This window comes from Actinomadura sp. NTSP31 (assembly GCF_041951385.1).
Taxonomy (GTDB): Bacteria; Actinomycetota; Actinomycetes; order Streptosporangiales; family Streptosporangiaceae; genus Spirillospora; species Spirillospora napierensis.
In genome coordinates this window covers 235,350-253,669 of record NZ_JBGNUT010000008.1, presented here as the reverse complement: position 1 = coordinate 253,669, position 18,320 = coordinate 235,350, and the positions used below count along the sequence as shown (strand labels likewise).

Annotated in this window: 21 protein-coding genes; 10 read left to right on the top strand and 11 right to left on the bottom strand. The window is 73.9% G+C overall.

Features of this window, described 5'->3' with window-relative positions; all coding sequences use genetic code 11:
- Positions 1 to 23 precede the first annotated feature (23 nt).
- Positions 24 to 1,019: a hypothetical protein gene (locus ACA514_RS16485; protein WP_375042000.1), complete on the top strand. Its 996-nt coding sequence runs from the start codon at positions 24 to 26 to the stop codon at positions 1,017 to 1,019.
- Positions 1,020 to 1,043: 24 nt separating this feature from the next.
- Here the strand turns inward: ACA514_RS16485 and ACA514_RS16480 are convergent, their stop codons facing one another.
- Positions 1,044 to 1,445 (bottom strand): carboxymuconolactone decarboxylase family protein, encoded by a 402-nt coding sequence (locus ACA514_RS16480; RefSeq protein WP_375041999.1) that lies wholly within the window; start codon positions 1,443 to 1,445, stop codon positions 1,044 to 1,046.
- 111 nt (positions 1,446 to 1,556) lie between these two features.
- Between ACA514_RS16480 and ACA514_RS16475 the strand changes: the two genes are divergently transcribed.
- Positions 1,557 to 2,435, top strand: coding sequence for a LysR family transcriptional regulator (locus ACA514_RS16475; RefSeq protein WP_375041998.1), 879 nt, complete (start codon positions 1,557 to 1,559; stop codon positions 2,433 to 2,435).
- Positions 2,436 to 2,449: 14 nt separating this feature from the next.
- Here the strand turns inward: ACA514_RS16475 and ACA514_RS16470 are convergent, their stop codons facing one another.
- Positions 2,450 to 2,884 (bottom strand): MarR family winged helix-turn-helix transcriptional regulator, encoded by a 435-nt coding sequence (locus tag ACA514_RS16470; protein WP_375041997.1) that lies wholly within the window; start codon positions 2,882 to 2,884, stop codon positions 2,450 to 2,452.
- An 80-nt stretch (positions 2,885 to 2,964) separates the two neighbouring features.
- Here ACA514_RS16470 and ACA514_RS16465 point away from each other — a divergent pair, with 80 nt between their 5' ends.
- Together ACA514_RS16465 and ACA514_RS16460 are read left to right on the top strand one after the other, a co-directional pair.
- Positions 2,965 to 4,146 carry an MFS transporter gene (locus tag ACA514_RS16465; protein WP_375041996.1) on the top strand — a complete coding sequence of 394 codons (1,182 nt, stop codon included), beginning with the start codon at positions 2,965 to 2,967 and terminating at the stop codon, positions 4,144 to 4,146.
- 92 nt (positions 4,147 to 4,238) lie between these two features.
- On the top strand, positions 4,239 to 5,492 hold the full coding sequence (locus ACA514_RS16460; protein ID WP_375041995.1) for an MFS transporter: 1,254 nt from the start codon (positions 4,239 to 4,241) through the stop codon (positions 5,490 to 5,492).
- Between the two features lie 3 nt (positions 5,493 to 5,495).
- On the opposite strand, the gene ACA514_RS16455 is transcribed toward ACA514_RS16460, so the two are convergent.
- The 4 genes from ACA514_RS16455 to mshA form a co-directional block, all read right to left on the bottom strand.
- Positions 5,496 to 5,885, bottom strand: a complete 390-nt coding sequence (locus tag ACA514_RS16455) for a VOC family protein (RefSeq protein ID WP_375041994.1) — start codon at positions 5,883 to 5,885, stop codon at positions 5,496 to 5,498.
- 71 nt (positions 5,886 to 5,956) lie between these two features.
- The gene (locus ACA514_RS16450) at positions 5,957 to 6,778 is read right to left on the bottom strand and encodes a phosphoglyceromutase (protein ID WP_375041993.1); all 822 of its coding nucleotides are present in this window, start codon (positions 6,776 to 6,778) and stop codon (positions 5,957 to 5,959) included.
- Between the two features lie 28 nt (positions 6,779 to 6,806).
- Positions 6,807 to 7,301: a YbjN domain-containing protein gene (locus ACA514_RS16445; RefSeq protein WP_375041992.1), complete on the bottom strand. Its 495-nt coding sequence runs from the start codon at positions 7,299 to 7,301 to the stop codon at positions 6,807 to 6,809.
- A gap of 53 nt (positions 7,302 to 7,354) precedes the next feature.
- Complete coding sequence (gene mshA / locus ACA514_RS16440) at positions 7,355 to 8,698, bottom strand: D-inositol-3-phosphate glycosyltransferase (RefSeq protein WP_375041991.1); 1,344 nt, start codon at positions 8,696 to 8,698, stop codon at positions 7,355 to 7,357.
- A 134-nt stretch (positions 8,699 to 8,832) separates the two neighbouring features.
- Between mshA and ACA514_RS16435 the strand changes: the two genes are divergently transcribed.
- Positions 8,833 to 9,594 carry an SDR family NAD(P)-dependent oxidoreductase gene (locus ACA514_RS16435; protein WP_375041990.1) on the top strand — a complete coding sequence of 254 codons (762 nt, stop codon included), beginning with the start codon at positions 8,833 to 8,835 and terminating at the stop codon, positions 9,592 to 9,594.
- Between the two features lies 1 nt (position 9,595).
- On the opposite strand, the gene ACA514_RS16430 is transcribed toward ACA514_RS16435, so the two are convergent.
- A complete protein-coding gene (locus ACA514_RS16430; RefSeq protein WP_375041989.1) occupies positions 9,596 to 10,411 on the bottom strand; it encodes a class I SAM-dependent methyltransferase in 816 nt (271 codons plus the stop codon).
- 111 nt (positions 10,412 to 10,522) lie between these two features.
- Between ACA514_RS16430 and ACA514_RS16425 the strand changes: the two genes are divergently transcribed.
- The 3 genes from ACA514_RS16425 (at position 10,523) to ACA514_RS16415 (ending at position 13,520) form a co-directional block, all read left to right on the top strand.
- Positions 10,523 to 12,145, top strand: a complete 1,623-nt coding sequence (locus tag ACA514_RS16425; protein ID WP_375041988.1) for an AMP-binding protein — start codon at positions 10,523 to 10,525, stop codon at positions 12,143 to 12,145.
- A gap of 55 nt (positions 12,146 to 12,200) precedes the next feature.
- Complete coding sequence (locus tag ACA514_RS16420) at positions 12,201 to 12,989, top strand: TIGR03084 family metal-binding protein (protein WP_375041987.1); 789 nt, start codon at positions 12,201 to 12,203, stop codon at positions 12,987 to 12,989.
- A gap of 63 nt (positions 12,990 to 13,052) precedes the next feature.
- Positions 13,053 to 13,520, top strand: coding sequence for a universal stress protein (locus tag ACA514_RS16415; protein ID WP_375041986.1), 468 nt, complete (start codon positions 13,053 to 13,055; stop codon positions 13,518 to 13,520).
- Here the strand turns inward: ACA514_RS16415 and ACA514_RS16410 are convergent.
- Positions 13,517 to 14,029 (bottom strand): O-acetyl-ADP-ribose deacetylase, encoded by a 513-nt coding sequence (locus ACA514_RS16410; RefSeq protein WP_375041985.1) that lies wholly within the window; start codon positions 14,027 to 14,029, stop codon positions 13,517 to 13,519. The genes ACA514_RS16415 and ACA514_RS16410 overlap by 4 nt on opposite strands.
- 207 nt (positions 14,030 to 14,236) lie before the next feature.
- On the opposite strand from ACA514_RS16410, the gene ACA514_RS16405 reads away from it, so the two are divergent.
- Positions 14,237 to 15,088: an NAD-dependent epimerase/dehydratase family protein gene (locus ACA514_RS16405; protein WP_375041984.1), complete on the top strand. Its 852-nt coding sequence runs from the start codon at positions 14,237 to 14,239 to the stop codon at positions 15,086 to 15,088.
- Positions 15,089 to 15,144: 56 nt separating this feature from the next.
- On the opposite strand, the gene ACA514_RS16400 is transcribed toward ACA514_RS16405, so the two are convergent.
- Positions 15,145 to 15,906 carry a dioxygenase gene (locus tag ACA514_RS16400; protein ID WP_375041983.1) on the bottom strand — a complete coding sequence of 254 codons (762 nt, stop codon included), beginning with the start codon at positions 15,904 to 15,906 and terminating at the stop codon, positions 15,145 to 15,147.
- Between the two features lie 107 nt (positions 15,907 to 16,013).
- Here ACA514_RS16400 and ACA514_RS16395 point away from each other — a divergent pair, with 107 nt between their 5' ends.
- On the top strand, positions 16,014 to 16,502 hold the full coding sequence (locus ACA514_RS16395) for a MarR family transcriptional regulator (RefSeq protein ID WP_344270538.1): 489 nt from the start codon (positions 16,014 to 16,016) through the stop codon (positions 16,500 to 16,502).
- 57 nt (positions 16,503 to 16,559) lie between these two features.
- Here the strand turns inward: ACA514_RS16395 and ACA514_RS16390 are convergent, their stop codons facing one another.
- Positions 16,560 to 17,666, bottom strand: a complete 1,107-nt coding sequence (locus ACA514_RS16390; RefSeq protein ID WP_375041982.1) for a winged helix DNA-binding domain-containing protein — start codon at positions 17,664 to 17,666, stop codon at positions 16,560 to 16,562.
- Positions 17,653 to 18,294 carry a TetR/AcrR family transcriptional regulator gene (locus ACA514_RS16385; RefSeq protein ID WP_375041981.1) on the bottom strand — a complete coding sequence of 214 codons (642 nt, stop codon included), beginning with the start codon at positions 18,292 to 18,294 and terminating at the stop codon, positions 17,653 to 17,655. The genes ACA514_RS16390 and ACA514_RS16385 overlap by 14 nt, the downstream gene beginning before the upstream one ends.
- Positions 18,295 to 18,320 lie beyond the last annotated feature (26 nt).

The window sequence follows — 18,320 nt, the reverse complement described above, 5'->3', positions numbered from 1 at the left end:
TCGCTTTTGTTGAGGAGGCGGCCATGAAGTCCTCTCCCGCCGTGCGCGCCCTGGGCGTCGCCATCGGCGCGGCACTGCTGCAGATCGTCATGATCATCCCCTTCGCGTGGCCGTCCGCCCACCTCGCGCCGCGCCGCCTGCCCGTCGTCGTCGCCGGACCGGCGGCCGGCGCCGTCGCCGAACGGCTGGCGGACGCCCGGCCCGGCGCCTTCGCCATCACGACCCGCCCGGACGAGGCGTCCGCGCGCAGGGCCCTCACCGACCGCGACGCCTACGGCGCGATCATCGCCACGCCGTCCGGAACGCGGGTGCTCACCGCCTCCGCCGCCTCCCCGGCGGTCGCGCAGCAGCTCGACGCCCTGGCCCAGCAGTTCGCGCCGAAGCGGGACGCGGCGGCGAACGCGATGCCCGCGGTCCAGGACGTCGTCGCCGCCGACCCCGACGACCCGCGCGGCACCGGGTTCGGCGGCATGGCGCTCCCGCTGATCATGTCGTCGATCGCCGCGGCCGCCTTCCTGACCTTCGCGGTCCGCCGGGTGGCCTGGCGCGCCGCCGGCGTGCTGCTGTTCGCGCTGCTCGGCGGGCTCGGCTCGGCGGCCATCGCGCAGGGCTGGATGTCGCTGCTGCCCGGCCCGTACCTCGCCATCGCCGGCGTCATGGCGTTCACCATCGCCGCCGTCACCGGCACCGTCGCCGGCCTGGCCGCCGCCGTCGGACGGGCCGGGCTCGGCCTCGGCGCCATCGCCTTCCTGCTGGTCGGCAACCCGCTGTCCGCCGCGACCTCGGCCCCCGAGCTGCTGCCGCGACCGTGGGGCGAGATCGGCCAGTACCTCCCGCCCGGCGCGAGCGCGACCCTGCTGCGCTCGGTCGCGTTCTTCGACGGCGCCGGCGCCGTCCGCCCGCTCGCGGTGCTGGCCGGCTGGACCGTGCTCGGGGCCGTCCTCATCGTGCTCGGTGCCCGGCGCGCCCGCGCCGGGCAGGCGTCCGCCGCCCGCGTCCCGGAACCGGCGCTCACCTGACCCCCGCACCCGCCCCGCCGGCGGTCACGACAGGTTCGAGATGGGGAGCAGGCCGCGCTCGCCGAACACCTTCTTGGCGACGAGCGTGGCGTTGAGCGAGCGGGGCACGCCCGCGTAGACGGAGGTGTGCAGCAGCGCCTCGGCGACCTCCGTGGCGGTCAGGCCGACGTTCAGTGCGGCGTTGATGTGCACCTCCAGTTCGATCTCGGCCCCGCCCAGCGCCGCGAGCACGCCCAGCGTGACGAGCTGGCGGTCGCGGGGGGGCAGCTCGGGCCGGTCGTACATGTCGCCGAACGCCCACGCGACGATCTGGTGGCCCAGCTCGGGCGAGACGTCGGCGAGCGAGTCGACGACGCGCTGGCCGGCCTCCCCGTCGACCTGCTCCAGAACCTTCATCCCGTGCTGGTAGCGCTCTTCGCGGTTCATTCTGTTCTCCCTCGGTTCGTTCCGTTCGGATGACTCGATCGTGTCGCGGATGAGCGCCATGGCTGCCTTGAAGGCATGCGCAGATATGCTTCCCATGCTTGGGAGGCATGGATGGATCTGCGGATGCTCGGCTACGTCGTCGCGATCGCCGAGGAGGGCTCGGTCAGCGGCGCGGCGCGCCGGCTCCGGCTGACCCAGCCGACCCTCAGCCGCCAGCTGCGAGAGCTGGAACGCCGCCTGGGCACGGAGCTGTTCTTCCGCGAGGGGCGCGGACTCACCCCGACCGCGGCCGGGAAAGCCCTGGTGAAGCGGGCTTCGGTGGTCCTGGCCGAGGCCGAGGCGGCCCTGGAGGACGTCCGGCTCGCCGCGCAGGGACTGGCCGGACGCGTGACGGTGACGTTCGCCGGATCCGGGATCAACGGCCCGCTCGGCGCCGCGCTCGGCCGGCTCCGCCGCGAGCTTCCCCGCGTCGACCTGCGGCTGGAGGAGAGCTTCAACGACGCCGAGATGTCGGACGGCGTGCTCGACGGGCGGTTCGACATCGCCGTGCAGCGGCTTCCCTCGCGCGACGCGCGGCTCGCCACCCGGCCGTGGTGGAACCAGCCGCTCACGCTGTTCCTGCCGTCCGCGCACCCTCTCGCGCACGCGCCCGGCCCGGCGCCGCTGGCGGCGCTCGGCCAGGTCCCGCTGGTCGTGTGGCCGCGCGAGGCGTCACCGCACTCCCACGACGAGATCCTCGCGCTCTGCGACCAGGCGGGGGTGGTCCCCCGGATCGGCGCGCGGGGGCGCAGCGTGCAGACGGTCCTCGCCCTGGTCGCGGCCGGTTTCGGCGGCGCGGTGATGCCCGACTCGCACCGCGCGCTGCGCCGCGTCGGCGTAACGCCCCGCCCGCTCGCCGGCACGAACACGACCCTCTACCTCGTCTGGCGCGCGGGCGACGCCAACCCCCTCGTCCACCGCTTCAGGGACACCCTCGCCGCCCTCGCCTGATCGCGTCCCGGGTGCTAGCGGTCGGCGAGCAGGGCCTGGAGCAGGTCGCGGAACGACTCCTGCTGGTCGCCGCTGAGCGGGGCGAGCGGCGAATGCGTCTCGAGGCGCGCGAGGACGCCGGCGCGGGCGCGCTCGCCCGCCGGGGTGAGGACGATCTGCTTGGCGCGCCGGTCCGTCGGGTGCGGGCGGCGCTCGATCAGGTCCTGCCCCTCGAGCCGGTCGAGGACGAACGTGGCGTTGGACGCCTCGCACGCCATCCGCGCGGCCAGCTCCCGGGCGGTGATCGGGTCGGACAGCTCGCGGAGCGCGACGACCTGCGAGGCGGTCATGCCGAGCTCGTCGGCGACGCGGCGCACATGCGCGTCGAGCCGCTGCACGAACTGGTGGACGAGCTTGCACACGTCCCGGTCGATCTCGACGTCCCCCGCCGCAGCGGACCCCTTCGCCATGCCCGGCAGTCTACCGCGCGTGATTCGAGTCATGATAATGATAGTTCGAACTATACGAGTTCGAACTATCTGGAGGGCGCGTGCCGCTTCCCGTCCTGTCCCTGATGCTGGTGGTGTTCGGCCTGACCACCGGCGAGTTCGTGATCGCGGGCATCCTGCCCGACGTGGCCGCCGGTCTCGCGGTACCGGTGCCCGCCGCCGGCCGGCTGGTCACCGCGTACGCGCTCGGCATGATCGTCGGCGGGCCGGTCGTCACCGTGCTGACGGCGCGGCTGCCCCGCCGCCCCCTCATCGCCGGGCTGGTCACCGTCTCGGTGCTGGCCAACCTCGGCTCCGCGGTGGCGCCCGGCTACGGGCCGCTGCTCGCCGCCCGGTTCACCGCCGGGCTCGTCGTCGCGACGTTCTTCGCCGTCGCCGTCGCCACCGCCGTCTCCACCGCCGCCGAGGGCCGGCAGGCCTCCACCGTGGCGAAGGTCGCCCTCGGCATGAACCTCGGCATCGTCCTCGGCACCCCGCTCGGCACCCTCGTCGGCCAGCACCTCGGCTGGCGCGCGGCCTTCGCCGCCGTCGCCGCCGTCACCGCCGCCGGCCTGCTGATGGTGCTGCGGTTCGTGCCCGCGATCCCCGCCGCGGCGGGATCGGTGCGCGGCGAGCTGCGGGTCTTCGCGGGACGCGACGTGCGGCTCGCGATCGCCCTCACCGCCGTCGGCAACGTCGGCGTGGTGACCGTCTTCTCCTACATCGCGCCGCTGCTCACCGAGGTCGGCGGCTTCGGCGAGGGCGCCGTCCCCGTCCTGCTGCTGGTCTACGGCGCGGGAGCGGTCGCCGGCAACTTCCTCGGCGGGCGGCTGGCGGACCGGGCGCTGATGCCGTCCCTGGCCGGCCTGCTCGCCGTGCTGGCCGCCGTCCTCGTGCTGTTCTGGGCGGCCGGCGGCGTTCAGCCGCTCGCCGTCCCGCTGCTCTTCGTCCTCGGGCTGCTGGCCTTCGCGATCATCCCGGGCATGCAGACCCGCGTGCTGACCGCCGCGGGCGCCGCGCCGACGCTGGCCGTCGCGGTCAACGCCTCGGGCTTCCAGGTCGCCGCCGCGTTCGCGGGCTGGCTCGGCGGCACCGTCATCGACCACGGCTCCGGGCCGCGCCCGCTGTACCTGGTCGGCGCGGCCCTCACCATCGCGGGCCTGGGCATCGCCCTCCACATCCTGCGCCGTGACCGCCGTCCGGCCCGCGACCGGGAGCGGCACCTCGAAGGCGCGGCTTCCTGACTCGCGTGGGCCCGCCGTCGCCCGGCGGCGGGCCCACGCCTGCGCGAGCAGGGGCGTTCCCGAGCCTGGCATTCTTGCCTCGGAGGATCACAGTGACCGACCCCCGTAAGCCCCGCATGAAGGGCCTCCTGCTCGACGTGGTCCCGCTGCGGGAGTCGCCGCAGTTCAGGCGGCTGTGGATCGGCCAGACGCTCTCCGGGTTCGGCGGACAGATGACGCTCGTCGCCGTGATGCTCCAGATCTGGCAGGCGACGCGGAGCACCGCCTGGACCGGCGCGGTCGGCCTGGCACAGGCGGTCCCGCTCATCGCGCTCGGGCTCTTCGCGGGATCGCTCGTCGACCGCGTGGACCGCCGGAGGTTCTACCTGCTCACGACCAGCGGGCAGACAGTGTGCTCGTTCGTCCTCGCACTTCAGGGCCTCCTCGGGCACTTCCCGCCCGCCGGGGTGCTCGGGGTGGTGGCGGCGCAGTCCTGCTTCACCGCCGGCGGCGCGCCCGCCTCACGGACCTTCGTCCCCCGGCTGCTGCCGAAGGACCAGGTGGCCGCCGGGCTCGCGCTGCGGCGGATCGCCTTCCAGGGCGCCATGCTGGTCGGGCCCGCGCTGGGCGGGCTGATCGTGGCCGGCCTCGGCGTCGGCGGCTGCTACCTGGTCGACGCGCTCACCTTCGCCGCCGCGCTGTACGGCGCGTCCGGCCTGCCGCCGATGCCCATGGGCGACGAGCCCGCACGTCCCGGCCTGCGCGGAGTGCTGGACGGCCTGGCGTTCCTCGTCCGGACCCCGGTGATCCGCGGCGCCCTGCTCACCGACCTGGCCGCCACCGTGCTCGCGATGCCGGTCAGCCTGTTCCCGCTGATCAACGCGGAACGGTTCGGCGGCGACCCGCGCACGCTCGGGCTCTTCCTCACCGCCATCGCCGTCGGCGGCGTCGCCGCGTCCCTGTTCTCCGGGGCCTTCACCCGGCTCCCCCACCCCGGCCTGGTCATGCTCGCCGGATCCGCGGCGTGGGGAGCGGCGCTCACCCTGTTCGGCCTGTCCCCCGGCCCGTGGACGGGCCTGGCCTGCCTCGTCGTGGCGGGCGCCGCCGACACCGTCGCCGTGGTGTCGCGGGGCACCGTCGTCCAGACGCACACCCCGGGCGAGCTCCTCGGCCGGGTCGGCGCGGCCGAGCAGATCGTCGGCCGGGCCGGTCCCGACATCGGCAACCTGCGCGCCGGCCTCGTCGCGGACGCCACCTCGGGCGCCGCGGCCGCCGTCAGCGGCGGCCTGCTGTGCCTCTGCGCCGTCGCCGCCGTCGCCGCCACGACCCCGGCCATCCGCCGTCCGGCCGTGTCCCCGGCGTCGTGAGGGTCAGCCTGCCGCCGGCGCCACCGTCCGGCGCAGCAGGCAGAACTCGTTGCCCTCCGGGTCGGCGAGGACGTGCCAGGACTCTTCGCCCGTCTGCCCCACGTCGGCCGTCCGGGCGCCGAGGTCGAACAGGCGCTGGAGCTCCTCGTCCTGGTCGCGGTCGGTCGCGTTCACGTCGAAATGCAGCGGCAGCTTGCCGCGCCTCGGTTCGTCGCTGCGGCTGAAGACCAGAATCAGCCCGGAACCGCCCCGCTCGGTTCCGGCGGGCCCGATCTCGATGTCGCCGTTGTCGTCGCGCTCCAGGACGGCGTAGTCGAGCACCCGGCACCAGAAGTCGGCGAGGGTCCCGGGGTCCCGGCAGTCGATGACGAACTCGGTGATGCGGCATGCCATCCCGCCACGGTAACCGCTGTGGATCATGGCGAACGAGGGGACCGCCGTCGCCGGCGGTCCACTCGCGGCAGCTACTTCTTGCGGCCCCGCCTGGTCTTCGGGGCGTCCTTCTTCGGCTCGTCCTTCTTGGGGGCGACGGGCTTCTTGCTCCCGCCGCCCTGGTTCTTGACGGCCTCGATGGCGGCCTTGGCGGCGGCCGGGTCGAGGTACTCGCCGCCGCGCTTGAGGGGGGCGAAGTCGTCGTCCAGCTCGTAGACGAGCGGAATGCCGGTGGGGATGTTCAGGCCGACGATCTGCTCGTCGGAGATGTCGTCCAGGTGCTTCACCAGGGCGCGCAGCGAGTTGCCGTGCGCGGCGACCAGCACGGTCTTGCCGACGGCGAGGTCGGGGACGATCGAGTCGTACCAGTACGGCAGCAGCCGGTCGACGACGTCGGCGAGGCACTCCGTGCGCGGGATCAGCTCGGACGGCAGCTCCGCGTAGCGCAGGTCGTTCACCTGGGACAGCGGGTCGTCGTCCTTGATGGGCGGCGGCGGGGTGTCGTAGGAGCGGCGCCAGGTCATGAACTGCTCTTCGCCGAACTCCTCGCGCGTCTGCGCCTTGTTCTTGCCCTGGAGGGCGCCGTAGTGGCGCTCGTTGAGCCGCCACGAGCGCTTGACGGGGATCCACAGCAGGTCCGCGACGTCCAGGGCGATGTTGGCGGTGCGGATGGCCCGCTTCAGCAGCGAGGTATGTACCACGTCGGGGGTGATGTCGGCGTCGAGCAGCAGGTCGCCGCCGCGGGTCGCCTCGCTCTCGCCCTTCGTGGAAAGGTCGACGTCCACCCAGCCGGTGAACAGTCCCTCCGCGTTCCAGACGCTTTCGCCGTGCCGCAGCAATACCAGGGTCGCCATGGTGCAGAGCCTATCGGCCCGGTCGGATCTACTCGCGATTGGCCGGGTCGGCGAAGGAGGCGAAGGCCTGCAGGTTGGCGAGGCTCTCGCCGCGCTTGACGCGCCAATCCCACTCGCGCTGGATGGACGACTTGAAGCCGCGTTCCAGTGCCTTGTCGAAGTTCTCGTCGGAGTAGGTGAGGACGCAGCCGAGCAGCCGGTCGATCTCGTCGGCGCTGACGGACTCGAGGGGCACCTTGCCGACGAGGTGGACGTCGCCGACGTCGTCCAGCGCGAACGCGACGCCGTACATGCGGCCGTTCTTCTCCAGCAGGAACCGGTAGAACTCGGCGTGGTTCTCGTCGGGGCGGCGGCAGAAGAACGCCTCGACGTGCAGGCTGTGGTCCCCGACGATCAGCCAGGTCATGGTGGCGAGCTTGTGCTGGCCGGGCAGCTTGACGAAGAACGCGTTCTCGCGCGGCTCGTCGAACTCGAGCTCGGCGGCCTTCAGCGCCTCCCGGATCGTCTCGACGGTGCCGCTCATGCGTGCTCCCTTCGAGGGGGGACGCCCCCCCACGCCCCCCGGTTCGCTTCCGCTCATGCCGTCACCTCCGCCGTCAGTTGCGGAGACAGCGTCGGCGGGGCGAGGCGGACGGCGGGTAGCGACATGGCACCGGTATACACGTCCAGGAGGCGGTCGACGGTGGCGTCCCAGCCGAAGTCCTGCGCGTGTCGGACGGCGCCGCGGGCGAGGCGGTTGTGCCGGCCGGGCTCGGCGTGCAGGCGGTGCAGGACGGCGGCGTAGTCGGCCGGGTCGTGCCCGGAGATCAGCACGCCGGACTCGCCGTCGGCGACGGCGGTGCACAGGCCGCCGACGCGGGACGCGACGACGGGCGTCCCGCAGGCCTGCGACTCGACGGCGACGAGGCCGAACGACTCGCTGTGGGACGGGACGACGGTGACGTCGGCGGCGCGGTACCAGTCGGCGAGGTCCCCCTGCGGGCTGGGCGGCTCGAACCGGACGACGTCGGCGATGCCGAGTTCGGCGGCGAGGGCCTGGAGGCCTTCGGGGCGGCTCCGTCCGGAGCCGCTCGGGCCGCCGACGACGGCGACGACGAGCTTGGAGCGCAGCGCCGGGTCGTCGGCGAGCATGCGGGCGGCGGCGCGCAGCAGCACGTCGGGCGCCTTGAGGGGCTGGATCCGGCCGACGAAGAGCAGGACGTAGGCCTCGCGGGGCAGGCCGAGGCGGCGGCGGGCGGGGCCGGTGCGGTGCGGGAGGAGGCCGGTGCTGCGGGCGAGGACCGGGGATTCGGGGCGGAACAGCGACAGGTCGACGCCGGGGCTGACGACGGCGACGCGGCGGGGGTCGGCGCCGTAGAGGCCGATCAGCTCGTCGGCCTCCTCGCGGGTGTTGGCGACGAGCTGGTCGGAGGAGGCGACGACCTGCTCCTCGCCGAGGACGCGCTCCTCCGGCTCGGGCTTGTCGCCATCGGCGAGCGCGGCGTTCTTGACCTTGGCCATCGTGTGCATCGAGTGCACGAGCGGGACGCCCCAGCGCTGCTTGGCGGCCCATCCGGCCTGCCCGGACAGCCAGTAGTGGGTGTGCAGGAGGTCGTAGTGGCCGGGCTCGAAGGACGCCTCGGCGCGCAGGACTCCGGAGGTGAAGCCGCACAGCTGGCGGGGCAGCTCGCCCTTGTCCAGCTCCTCGAACGGGCCGGCGACGACGTGCCGGACGAGGACGCCGGGGGCGAGTTCGGCGACGGGCGGCAGGGCGCGGCAGGTGGCGCGGGTGAAGATGTCCACCTCGACGCCCCGGGCGGCGAGCCGTTTCGCCACCTCGACGATGTAGACGTTCATGCCGCCCGCGTCGCCGGTACCGGGTTGGTCCAGGGGGGAAGTATGAACACTGACCGTCGCAACTCGGTTGATACGACGCGACACCGGACACCACCTCCGGTAGTGCAACCTATCGGCCGCGTTACCTGTTCCCTCAGGAAGGTGGACAATCGTCACTTCTCGCCACAGTGATCGACCTCACCGGGCCGCCGGAGGTGCCCACCTGGGAGGCTGGAGGCATGCGTAAGACCGCGGTAGTGACCGGAGCAAGCAGCGGAATCGGGGCCGCCACGGCCAGGCGGCTGGCGGCGGAGGGCTTCAACGTCGTGCTGGCGGCGCGGCGCCGCGAGCGCCTCGACGCGCTCACCAAGGAGATCTCGGATGAGGTCCCCGGCGCGGCCAAGATCGTGCCGATCGAGCTGGACGTGACCTCGCAGGAGTCGGTGGACGCGCTCGCGGCGGCGGTCGGCGGCTGCCACGTGCTCGTGAACAACGCGGGCGGCGCGCTCGGCCTGGACACCGTGGAGACCGCCGACCTGGACGACTACCGCGCGATGTACGACACGAACGTGCTCGGGCTCGTCCGGGTGACGAAGGCGCTGCTGCCGAAGCTGATCGAGAGCGGCGCGGGCCACGTGGTGAACATCACCTCGCTCGCGGCGCACGTCCCGTACGAGGGCGGCGGCGGGTACAACGCGGCGAAGTTCGCCGCCTACGCGGTGAACGAGGTCATGCGGCTGGAGCTGGTCGCGAAGCCGGTCCGGGTCACGGAGGTCGCGCCGGGGCTGGTGAAGACGGAGGAGTTCTCGCTGGTCCGCTTCCACGGCGACGAGGAGCGGGCCGCCAAGCCGTACGAGGGCGTGCCGGAGCCGCTGGTGGCCGAGGACGTCGCGGACTGCGTCGCATGGGCGGTGACGCGCCCGCCGCACGTCAACATCGACCGGATCGACGTCCAGCCCCGCGTCCAGGCGGCCCCCCACAGGCTCCACCGCGAGAGCTGAATCAACGAGGGGAGACGGCCGCCCACGGGAAGGTGACCTCGCCCTGGCGCCAGCGCCGGCGGGGGCCGTAGGGCGGACGGGTGAGGACGGGACGGGTGCGGGCCAGCAGGCGGACCGCCTCGATCCAGCGGGCGCGCGGGCCGAAGGCCGAGTGCGGGGCGGCCGTCGCCCAGCAGCGGTCGAACGCCACGAGCAGGTCGTGCACGGGCTCGCCCGGCACGTTGCGGTGGATCAGCGTCTTGGGCAGGCGTTCGGCCAGGTCGGAGGGGCGGCCGAGGGTCGGCAGGTGGGCGGCGAAGGTGATCGTCCGCGGGCCGTCCGGGGCGAGCGCGACCCAGACGGCGCGGCGGCCGATCTCGTCGCAGGTGCCCTCGACCAGGACGCCGCCGGGCGCGAGCCGCCCGCGGAGCCGGTCCCAGGCGTGCCAGGCCGCGGCCTCGTCGTACTGCCGCAGCACGTTGAAGGCGCGGATCAGGACGGGACGGCGCGGCACGGGCACCTCGAAGCCGCCGCGCCGGAACGACAGCCCGTCGTGCGGGCCGGTCCTCGCGAGGAAGGCGTGGCCGGCGGCGACGCGGTCGGGCTCGATCTCGACACCGATGACCTCCAGCCGGGGCGAGATGGTGCGCAGGCGCGTGTGCAGCTCGTAGGTGGTGACGGGGGACGCGCCGTAGCCGAGGTCGACGGCCAGCGGGCGCTCGCCCGTGCGCAGCGCGGCGGCCTGCGTGGCGGCGATCCAGCCGTCGATCCGGCGCAGGCGGTTGGGGGCCGTGGTGCCGCGGGTCACCTCCCCCACGGGCTTTTGCGATGCGACCACTTCCAGATTGTCGGGCTTTGACGCGACATGCCGGTAATCGAACCGGATTCGGTAAGCGGTCGTTTACGCTGGTCCTCCCGAGATCGCCCCCTGGCCCCGAGGAGAGCCCGCATGCCCCAGCTCGACCTGGCGACCCTGCACGAGGCCGTCGCCGCCGCCGTCCCCGACCGCGAGGCGATGGTCTGGCGCGACCGGCGGCTGAGCTGGAGCCAGACGGCCGAGCGCACCCGGCGGCTCGCGCGCGTCCTGCACGCGCACGGGCTCGGGATCCGCGACGAGCGCCCGGCCCGCCCCTGGGAGTCGCCGCACGACCACCTCGCGCTCTACCTGCACAACGGCCCCGAGTACGTCGAGGGACTGGTCGGCGCGCACAAGGCCCGCGTCGCCCCGTTCAACGTCAACTACCGGTACGTCGACGACGAGCTGGCGCAGCTGTTCGGCGACGCGCGCCCGGCCGCGATCATGTACCACGCGCGGTTCGCCGACGTGATCGCCCGGGTCGTCAAGCGGCTCGACGCCCGGCCGCTGCTGCTCCAGGTGGCGGACGAGTCCGGCGGCGACCTGGTGCCGGAGGCGCTCGACTACGAGGAGGCGCTCGCGGCGGCGTCCGCCGACCCGCTCGACGGCGTCCGCCCGCAGCCCGGCGACCTGCACCTCCTCTACACCGGCGGGACGACCGGGCTGCCCAAGGGCGTGCTGTGGCGGATCGGCGACCTGATGATCGGGCCGCTCGGCATGCGCCGCCGCGACGGCTCGCCCCTCGACGACCTGGACGAGGCGGTCGCGAAGGCCGTCCGCAGTGACCATCGGGTCGTCGTCGGGCCGCCGCTGATGCACGGCGCCGGCACCTGGTCGGCGCTCGGCGCGTGGTGCGGCGGCGGCTGCGTGATCTTCCCCGACCGGGTGGACGGCCTGGACGCCGCCGACCTGATGGCGACCGCGGAGCGCGAGCGGGCCACCCGGATGCCGCTGGTCGGCGACGCGTTCGCCCGCCCGATCGCGGACGCGCTGGAGCGCCGCCCGCACGACCTCGGCTCCCTCCGCTCGCTGGTCAACTCGGCGGCGGCGGTGAGCCCGGAGGTGAAGCGCCGGCTGCTGGAGCTGATCCCGGGCGCGCGGATCGTCGACGTCCTCGGCTCGTCGGAGAGCGGCTTCGCGGTGACCCGTGCGGGCGCGGACGCGCGCACGTTCGCGATGGCGCCGGGCGGCGCGGTCGTGAGCGCCGACCGGACCCGCAAGCTCGCGCCCGGCGAGGACGAGCTGGGCTGGCTGGCCAAGGGCGGCGACGCGGTCCCGCTCGGCTACCTCGGCGACCCGGGCAAGACCGCCGCGACGTTCCTGACGATCGGCGGCGACCGGCTCGTGATCCCGGGCGACCGGGCCCGCCATCTCGCCGACGGCACCGTCGAGGTGCACGGCCGGGAGGCGACCACGATCAACACCGGCGGCGAGAAGGTGTTCGCCGAGGAGGTCGAGGGCGTGCTGCGCGGCCTACCCGGGGTCGAGGACGCGCTGGTCGTGGGCCGTCCGAGCGAGCGCTGGGGCAGCGAGATCGTCGCGGTGGTGCGCCCGGCGGCGGCCCCGGACGACGACGCGCTGCGCGCGGGATGCGCCGCGCACCTGGCCCGCTACAAGATCCCCAAGGCGTTCGCCCGGACGGACGCGTCGCTGCGGCTGCCCAACGGCAAGGCCGACTACGCCGCCGCCCGCGCGCTCGCGGACGCCCTGGACTGAACCGCGTTCTGTCCGGGGCTGTACGGGACGGCGCCCGGCACGGAATCCTGGTCGGATGCCGGATCTGCACAGCCTGCTCGCCGACCTCGCCGCCGAAGGCGACTCCCTCGACGCCCTGGTGGCGCCGCTGCCCGCCGCGCGCTGGGCCGACCCGACCCCCGCCGAGGGCTGGACCATCGCGCACCAGATCGCCCACCTCGCCTGGACCGACGGGCAGGCCGTCGACGCGGCCACCGACGCCGACACGTTCGCCCACCACCTCGAACAGGCCGCCGCGGACCCCGGCGGCTATGTCGAGCGGGGCGCGCGCGAGGGCGCGGCCCGCGAACCCGTCCACTTGCTGGCCTGGTGGCGGGACACGCGCCGCGGCATGGTCGAGGCGCTCGCCGAGGTCCCGCCGGGCACGCGGCTGCCGTGGTTCGGGCCGCCGATGAGCGTGCCGTCCATGGCGACGGCGCGGCTGATGGAGACGTGGGCGCACGGCGAGGACGTCGCGGACGCGCTCGGCGTCCGGCGCGAGCCGACGGCCCGGCTCCGGCACGTGGCGCACATCGGCGTCCGGGCCCGCGACTTCGCGTTCCGGAACCGGGGCCTGGAGCCGCCCGCCGGGGAGTTCCGCGTCGAACTGACCGGCCCGGACGGCGAGAAGTGGACGTGGGGGCCGGACGGCGCGGCGCAGACCGTCACCGGGCCCGCGCTGGACTTCTGCCTGCTGGCCACGCAGCGGCGCAACCGCGCCGACCTCGCGGTCGTCGCGACGGGCGCGGACGCCGACCGGTGGCTGGACGTGGCGCAGGCGTTCGCGGGGCCGCCCGGCGCCGGGCGGCCGCCGGCGGCCGGGTGAGAGCTTGGCCACTGCCGGAGCGGCACGGGTTCGGCGCGAGCTGATCTTGGACATATCCACGGCATGACAGTTCTCATTGCATTTGACGGTTCTGACGACGCCAAGACGGCGATCGAATACGCGGCCCGGCATTTGAGCCCGGAGCCGATCGTGATCCTGAGCGTCTGGGAGCCGCTGCTGACGCAGATCACCTGGATGCCGCTCGCCGCCGGCGTCCCGGTCGCCGTCGAGCAGGGCGACGACGGCAGGTTCGAGGAGGAGAAGCAGGCCGAGGTGCTCGCCCGCAAGGGCGCCGAACTCGCCGAGGCCGCCGGTGCGACGCAGGTGACGCCGCGCGCCGAACGCGGCGGCGGCCCGGTGTGGGCGGCGATCGTCGACGTCGCGGAGGAACTGGACGCCTCGCTGGTCGTGACGGGTTCGCGAGGCCTGGCCGGTGCCCGGTCGATGATCCTCGGCAGCGTGTCGACCCGGGTGCTGCACCACGCCGGCCGGCCCGTGCTGGTCGTCCCGCCGCCAAAGGAAGAGGGCTAGGGCACGCCGGCGGCGCGCTCGAACGCGGCGTAGGCGTCCTCGCCGAACAGCACGAACCGCACGTCCGCCACCTTGGTCTGCGCCGCCCGCACCGCGCCCACCGCGATCCGGGCGGCGTCGTCCATCGGCCAGCCGTAGATCCCCGCCGACACGGCCGGGAACGCGACCGAGGCGGCGCCGAGTTCGTCGGCGACCCGCAGCGACTCGCGGTAGCAGGAGGCCAGCAGGCCCGAGCGGTCCTCGGACGCGGAGTGGACCGGGCCGACGGTGTGGATCACCCAGCGGGCGGGCAGCCGGCCCGCCGTCGTCGCCACCGCCCGCCCGGTCGGCAGCCCGCCGCCGTAGTGCGAGGCGCGCAGTCTGCGGCACTCGTCCAGGATCTCCGGGCCGCCCCTGCGATGGATCGCCCCGTCGACCCCGCCGCCCCCGAGGAGCGAGGAGTTCGCCGCGTTCACCACGGCGTCGACGTCCTGCTCGGTGATATCGCCCCGGACGAGAGTGATGTGCATGCACAGAATTGTCCCCAGGCCGGGCACGAAACGCACACGGGCGGTCTCCGGCGGTACCCTCGTGGCGGACGGGCCTCCACGGGGCGGTGCGGCTCGTCCGCCCGTCGTCCGGCGGCCACGGGGGGCGGCCCGCGCCGGGGCCGCGCGTGACCTGGATCAGGACTCCTGCCTATCCTGCCGTCGAACGACCACAAAGGCGTGACAGTCGTGGAGGTTACCCCCTTGAAGATCTTCCTCGCCGGAGCGACCGGAGTCATCGGCCGCCGGCTGATCCCGCTGCTCGTCCAGGCGGGCCACGAGGTCGCAGGGACGACACGCCGCCCGGAGCGCACCGGCTCCATCGCCGCGCTCGGCGCCGCGCCGGTCGTCGTGGACGTCATGGACGCCGCGGCCGTCCGCGAGGCCGTCGCCGAGGCGCGGCCCGACGCGGTCGTTCACCAGCTCACCGACCTGACCGGTGAGGACTTCGAGGCCAACTCGCGGCTGCGCGTCGAGGGCACCCGCAACCTGGTCGACGCCGCGAAGGCGGCCGGGGTCGAGACCATGGTCGCGCAGAGCATCGCCTGGCTGTACCTGCCGGGCGACACGCCCGCGGCCGAGACCGATCCGCTGGACCCCTCGCTCCCGCCCTTCGCGGGTATCGCCGCGCTGGAGAACGCGGTGGCCGAGATGCCGCGCGGCGTGGTGCTGCGGTACGGGGCGCTGTACGGCCCCGGCACCTGGTACGCGCCCGACGGCGCGATCGCGCAGCGGGTGAAGGCGGGCAGCCTGCGGCTGGCGCCCGCGTGGACGTCGTTCGTGCACGCCGACGACGCCGCCGCGGCGGCGCTCGCCGCGCTGGACTGGCCGGCCGGGCCGGTCAACGTCGTCGACGACGAGCCGGCGACGACGGCGGAGTGGCTGCCGGTCTACAGCGCGGCCCTGGGCGCCCCGACGCCCGGCAACGCGGGCAAGCACGCCGCCATGACGGGCCGTCCGGTGTCGAACGCCAAAGCGCTCGGCCTCGGCTGGAAGCCGCGGACGCCGTCGTGGCGCACCGGTTTCGCCGACATGAAGTGAGCAGGTAGGGCCCCGGCGGAACGTGACATCGCCGCCGGGGCTTCTCCGCTGCGCGCTCAGCCGAACTGGAACGAGCGCTTCGCCATCCCGAACCAGTAGCCGTCGATGACGGAGCGGCGCCCGGACGCGGCGTCGGCGTCGGCGCCGAGCGCCACGAACAGCGGTGCGAAGTGCTCGGTGCGCGGGTGGGCGATGCGCGCGGCGGGCGCCTTGGCGCGGAAGTCGAGGAGCGCGTCGATGTCGCCGCCCTCGACGGCGCGGCCCGTCCACTCGGCGAACTCGGCCGACCAGGCGGGCGCCGGCGCGTCCGGGGCGGGGCTCATCTCGCGCAGGTTGTGCGTGGTGAAGCCGCTGCCGACGATCAGGACGCCCTGGTCCCGCAGGGGCGCGAGCGTCCGGCCGATCTCGAAGAGCCGCTCGGGGTCCAGCGTCGGCATGGACATCTGCAGCACCGGCACGTCCGCGTCCGGGTACATCTCCACGAGCGGGACGTACGCGCCGTGGTCGAGGCCGCGCTGCTCGTCCTGGTGCACGCCGGGAATGAGTTTGCGCACGTCAGCGGCAAGTTCCGGAGCACCGGGCGCGGCGTAGCGCACCTGGTAGTAGTGCTCCGGGAAGCCCCAGAAGTCGTAGACGAGCGGCACGGGACGGGTCGCGCCGATCGACAGCGGCGCCTCCTCCCAGTGCGCGGACACCATCAGGATCGCCGCGGGCTTCGGCAGGTCGGCCGACCAGCGGGCGAGTTCGGCGGTCCAGACGGCGTCGTCGGCCAGCGGCGGCGCGCCGTGGCTGAGGTAGAGCACCGGCATCCGGGTCATGTCGCCCCCAAGAGATCAAGACCATAAAAAGTTCAGATTTGAACCATACCTCCAGATTGATTGAACGTTCAAGCCTTGAGGCTTCAAGTATCACGTAAAATAAAGACATGACGGACACGCGGTGGCTGGACGACGAGGAACAGGAGACCTGGCGCGCGTTCCTGTGGACCTCGCGGCTGCTGAGCGAGGCCCTGGACCGCCAGCTCCAGCACGACTCCGGCATGCCGCACGCCTACTACATGATCCTGGCGATGCTGTCGGAGTCGCCCGGCCGCGCGCTGACGATGACGGAGCTGGCCACGATCGTCCACTCGTCCCCGAGCCGGCTCTCCCACGCGGTCAACCGGCTGGAGGAGGCCGGCTGGGTGCGCCGGTCCAAGGACGACGCGGACCGCCGGACGACGATCGCCGAGCTGACCGACGAGGGGTTCACCGCACTGGAGAAGGCCGCCCCGGGCCATGTCGCCGAGGTCCGCCGGAACCTGTTCGACCCGCTGACCCGCGAGCAGATGCTGCAGTTCCAGCAGGCGCTGCGCACGCTGCTGGAGTCGCTCGACCCGAACCGCGAGGCACCCTGCGCGAAGGGGCGCGGCTGACCCGGGGCGCCGCTGACCCGGGGCACCGCGAGGTGCGGCTGACCCCGGGCGCCGCCCTCAGCCCGGCCTCTCGAATTCGACGCGGCGCGCCTTCGCGTCCGGGTACGCGGCGCTGAGCAGGCGTGCCCCCTCCTCGGCCAGCGCGTCCCGCTCGCGGCCCGGGACGGGGGCGAACGGGGAGATCCGCAGCGTCACCTCGCCGCGCTCCTTCTCGATCTTCCATATCCCGTGCACGAACCCGTCCACCAGGTAGGTGGCGCGGATGATGCCGTTGACGGTGAAGACCCGGCGGCGGTGCTCCGCACTGATGATCCGGGACCGGTCGGCGTGCGAGAGCAGCAGGTTGTCGAAGTCGGGGACGAACCGGACGGGCGCCGGCGCGTCCGGGCCGGGACGCGGCGCGTCCGGCAGGTCGTACAGCGCGCGGCCGTCCTCGTCCCGGAAGACCCGCAGGCGGGGCAGGAGCCGCTCGACCACCTCGCCCAGCCGGGTCAGGCCCGACCATTGCTGGACGTCCTGGACGGTCGCCGGCCCGAACGCGCCGAGGTAGCGCAGCACCATCTCCTCCACGGACGGCTCCGGGACGTCGTGGCCGTGCAGCCACGTCTCCAGCGTCGTGTGCCGGGCGACCCCGGACGCGCCCCAGATGCCGCGCGGCGGGACCTGCACCAGCGGCAGGGAGAGGCGGACGGCCCAGACGAGCAGCGCGGCGTCCGCGTCCGGCCAGCGTTCGCCGAGGGCGGCGCGCAGTTCCTTGTCCGAGCGCGGCTCGTCCTCGAGGATCTTCCGCGCGTAGGCGACGGCGGCGGGGAGGTCGAGGGCGGCGAGGCCGGCGGCGCGCGGGCTCCTGAGGTGGCCGTCGAGGACCACTTCGATCAGCGGCCGCAGCATCAGCGCGTCGCGGGCGCTGACCAGGTGCAGCGTCCCGCGCATCAGCACGATCCGCAGGACGCGCCGGTCGGTCATCGGCGCCGCGAGGTCGTCGAAGCCGAACCCTTCGAGCCTGCTCCAGAGGCCGACGTGCGGCGGGTTCGGGGCCTGCGACTGCATCCCGACGAGGTGCTCGACCGCCTCGACGGCGGTCATGTCGTGCCGCCGCAGCAGGAGCTGCCGGTCCAGCAGCGCCCGGTTGAGCGCGCGGCCGTCGAGCCTATCGGCCGTCATAGCGTCCTCGGAGTTCCTGCCAGGTGGGGGCCGGTCCGGGGAGTTCCCCGGCCTCGGCCAGGCGGAGCGAGTCGAGCATCAGGGACAGGTAGCGGTGCTGCAGCCGGTTCATCCGGTCGTCGTCGCCGATCCGGATGCCGTGCAGGTACTCCAGGATCACCGAGATGTCGCCGACCTCGACCTCGCGGCGGAGCGCCCCGGCCTCCTTCGTGCGCTCCAGCAGCCGCATCGTGGCGAGGTGGATCTCGCGACCCTTGTCGCTCATCGCCTGGGTGACCGGGAAGCCGCCCGCGAGCCGCATCGTCAGGGAGCCTGCGCCGATGTCCAGGCAGCGGCGCATGAACGCGGCGAACGCCTCCCACGGGTCGCCGTGGTCGGCGAGCGCCGCCTCGACCTCGGCGAGGTAGCGGTCCATGCCGTCGTCGGCGAGCTTCTGGAGCAGGTCCTCCTTGCTCTTGTAGCGGCGGTAGAGGGCGCTGATGCCCACCCCCGCGTGCTCGGCGACGGCCGCGATGGGGGCGCCCGGGTCGGCGGTGAAAACCGCCCGGGCCGCCTCCCGGATGAGTTCGTCGTTGCGCGCCGCCTGGGCCTTGCGGCCGCTCATCGGCGCCGGCGTCGTGGTCTCCATGCCGTCCATATTAGGGGAACGAAGAA

Bases quoted from the DNA above. Each gene is read 5' to 3' on its own strand.
- ACA514_RS16485 (WP_375042000.1), top strand. From the start codon at position 24: ATGAAGTCCTCTCCCGCCGTGCGCGCCCTGGGCGTCGCCATCGGCGCG.
- ACA514_RS16480 (WP_375041999.1), bottom strand. From the start codon at position 1,445: ATGAACCGCGAAGAGCGCTACCAGCACGGGATGAAGGTTCTGGAGCAG.
- ACA514_RS16475 (WP_375041998.1), top strand. From the start codon at position 1,557: ATGGATCTGCGGATGCTCGGCTACGTCGTCGCGATCGCCGAGGAGGGC.
- ACA514_RS16470 (WP_375041997.1), bottom strand. From the start codon at position 2,884: ATGGCGAAGGGGTCCGCTGCGGCGGGGGACGTCGAGATCGACCGGGAC.
- ACA514_RS16455 (WP_375041994.1), bottom strand. From the start codon at position 5,885: ATGGCATGCCGCATCACCGAGTTCGTCATCGACTGCCGGGACCCCGGG.
- ACA514_RS16450 (WP_375041993.1), bottom strand. From the start codon at position 6,778: ATGGCGACCCTGGTATTGCTGCGGCACGGCGAAAGCGTCTGGAACGCG.
- ACA514_RS16445 (WP_375041992.1), bottom strand. From the start codon at position 7,301: ATGAGCGGCACCGTCGAGACGATCCGGGAGGCGCTGAAGGCCGCCGAG.
- ACA514_RS16435 (WP_375041990.1), top strand. From the start codon at position 8,833: ATGCGTAAGACCGCGGTAGTGACCGGAGCAAGCAGCGGAATCGGGGCC.
- ACA514_RS16425 (WP_375041988.1), top strand. From the start codon at position 10,523: ATGCCCCAGCTCGACCTGGCGACCCTGCACGAGGCCGTCGCCGCCGCC.
- ACA514_RS16420 (WP_375041987.1), top strand. From the start codon at position 12,201: ATGCCGGATCTGCACAGCCTGCTCGCCGACCTCGCCGCCGAAGGCGAC.
- ACA514_RS16415 (WP_375041986.1), top strand. From the start codon at position 13,053: ATGACAGTTCTCATTGCATTTGACGGTTCTGACGACGCCAAGACGGCG.
- ACA514_RS16410 (WP_375041985.1), bottom strand. From the start codon at position 14,029: ATGCACATCACTCTCGTCCGGGGCGATATCACCGAGCAGGACGTCGAC.
- ACA514_RS16400 (WP_375041983.1), bottom strand. From the start codon at position 15,906: ATGACCCGGATGCCGGTGCTCTACCTCAGCCACGGCGCGCCGCCGCTG.
- ACA514_RS16395 (WP_344270538.1), top strand. From the start codon at position 16,014: ATGACGGACACGCGGTGGCTGGACGACGAGGAACAGGAGACCTGGCGC.
- ACA514_RS16390 (WP_375041982.1), bottom strand. From the start codon at position 17,666: ATGACGGCCGATAGGCTCGACGGCCGCGCGCTCAACCGGGCGCTGCTG.
- ACA514_RS16385 (WP_375041981.1), bottom strand. From the start codon at position 18,294: ATGGAGACCACGACGCCGGCGCCGATGAGCGGCCGCAAGGCCCAGGCG.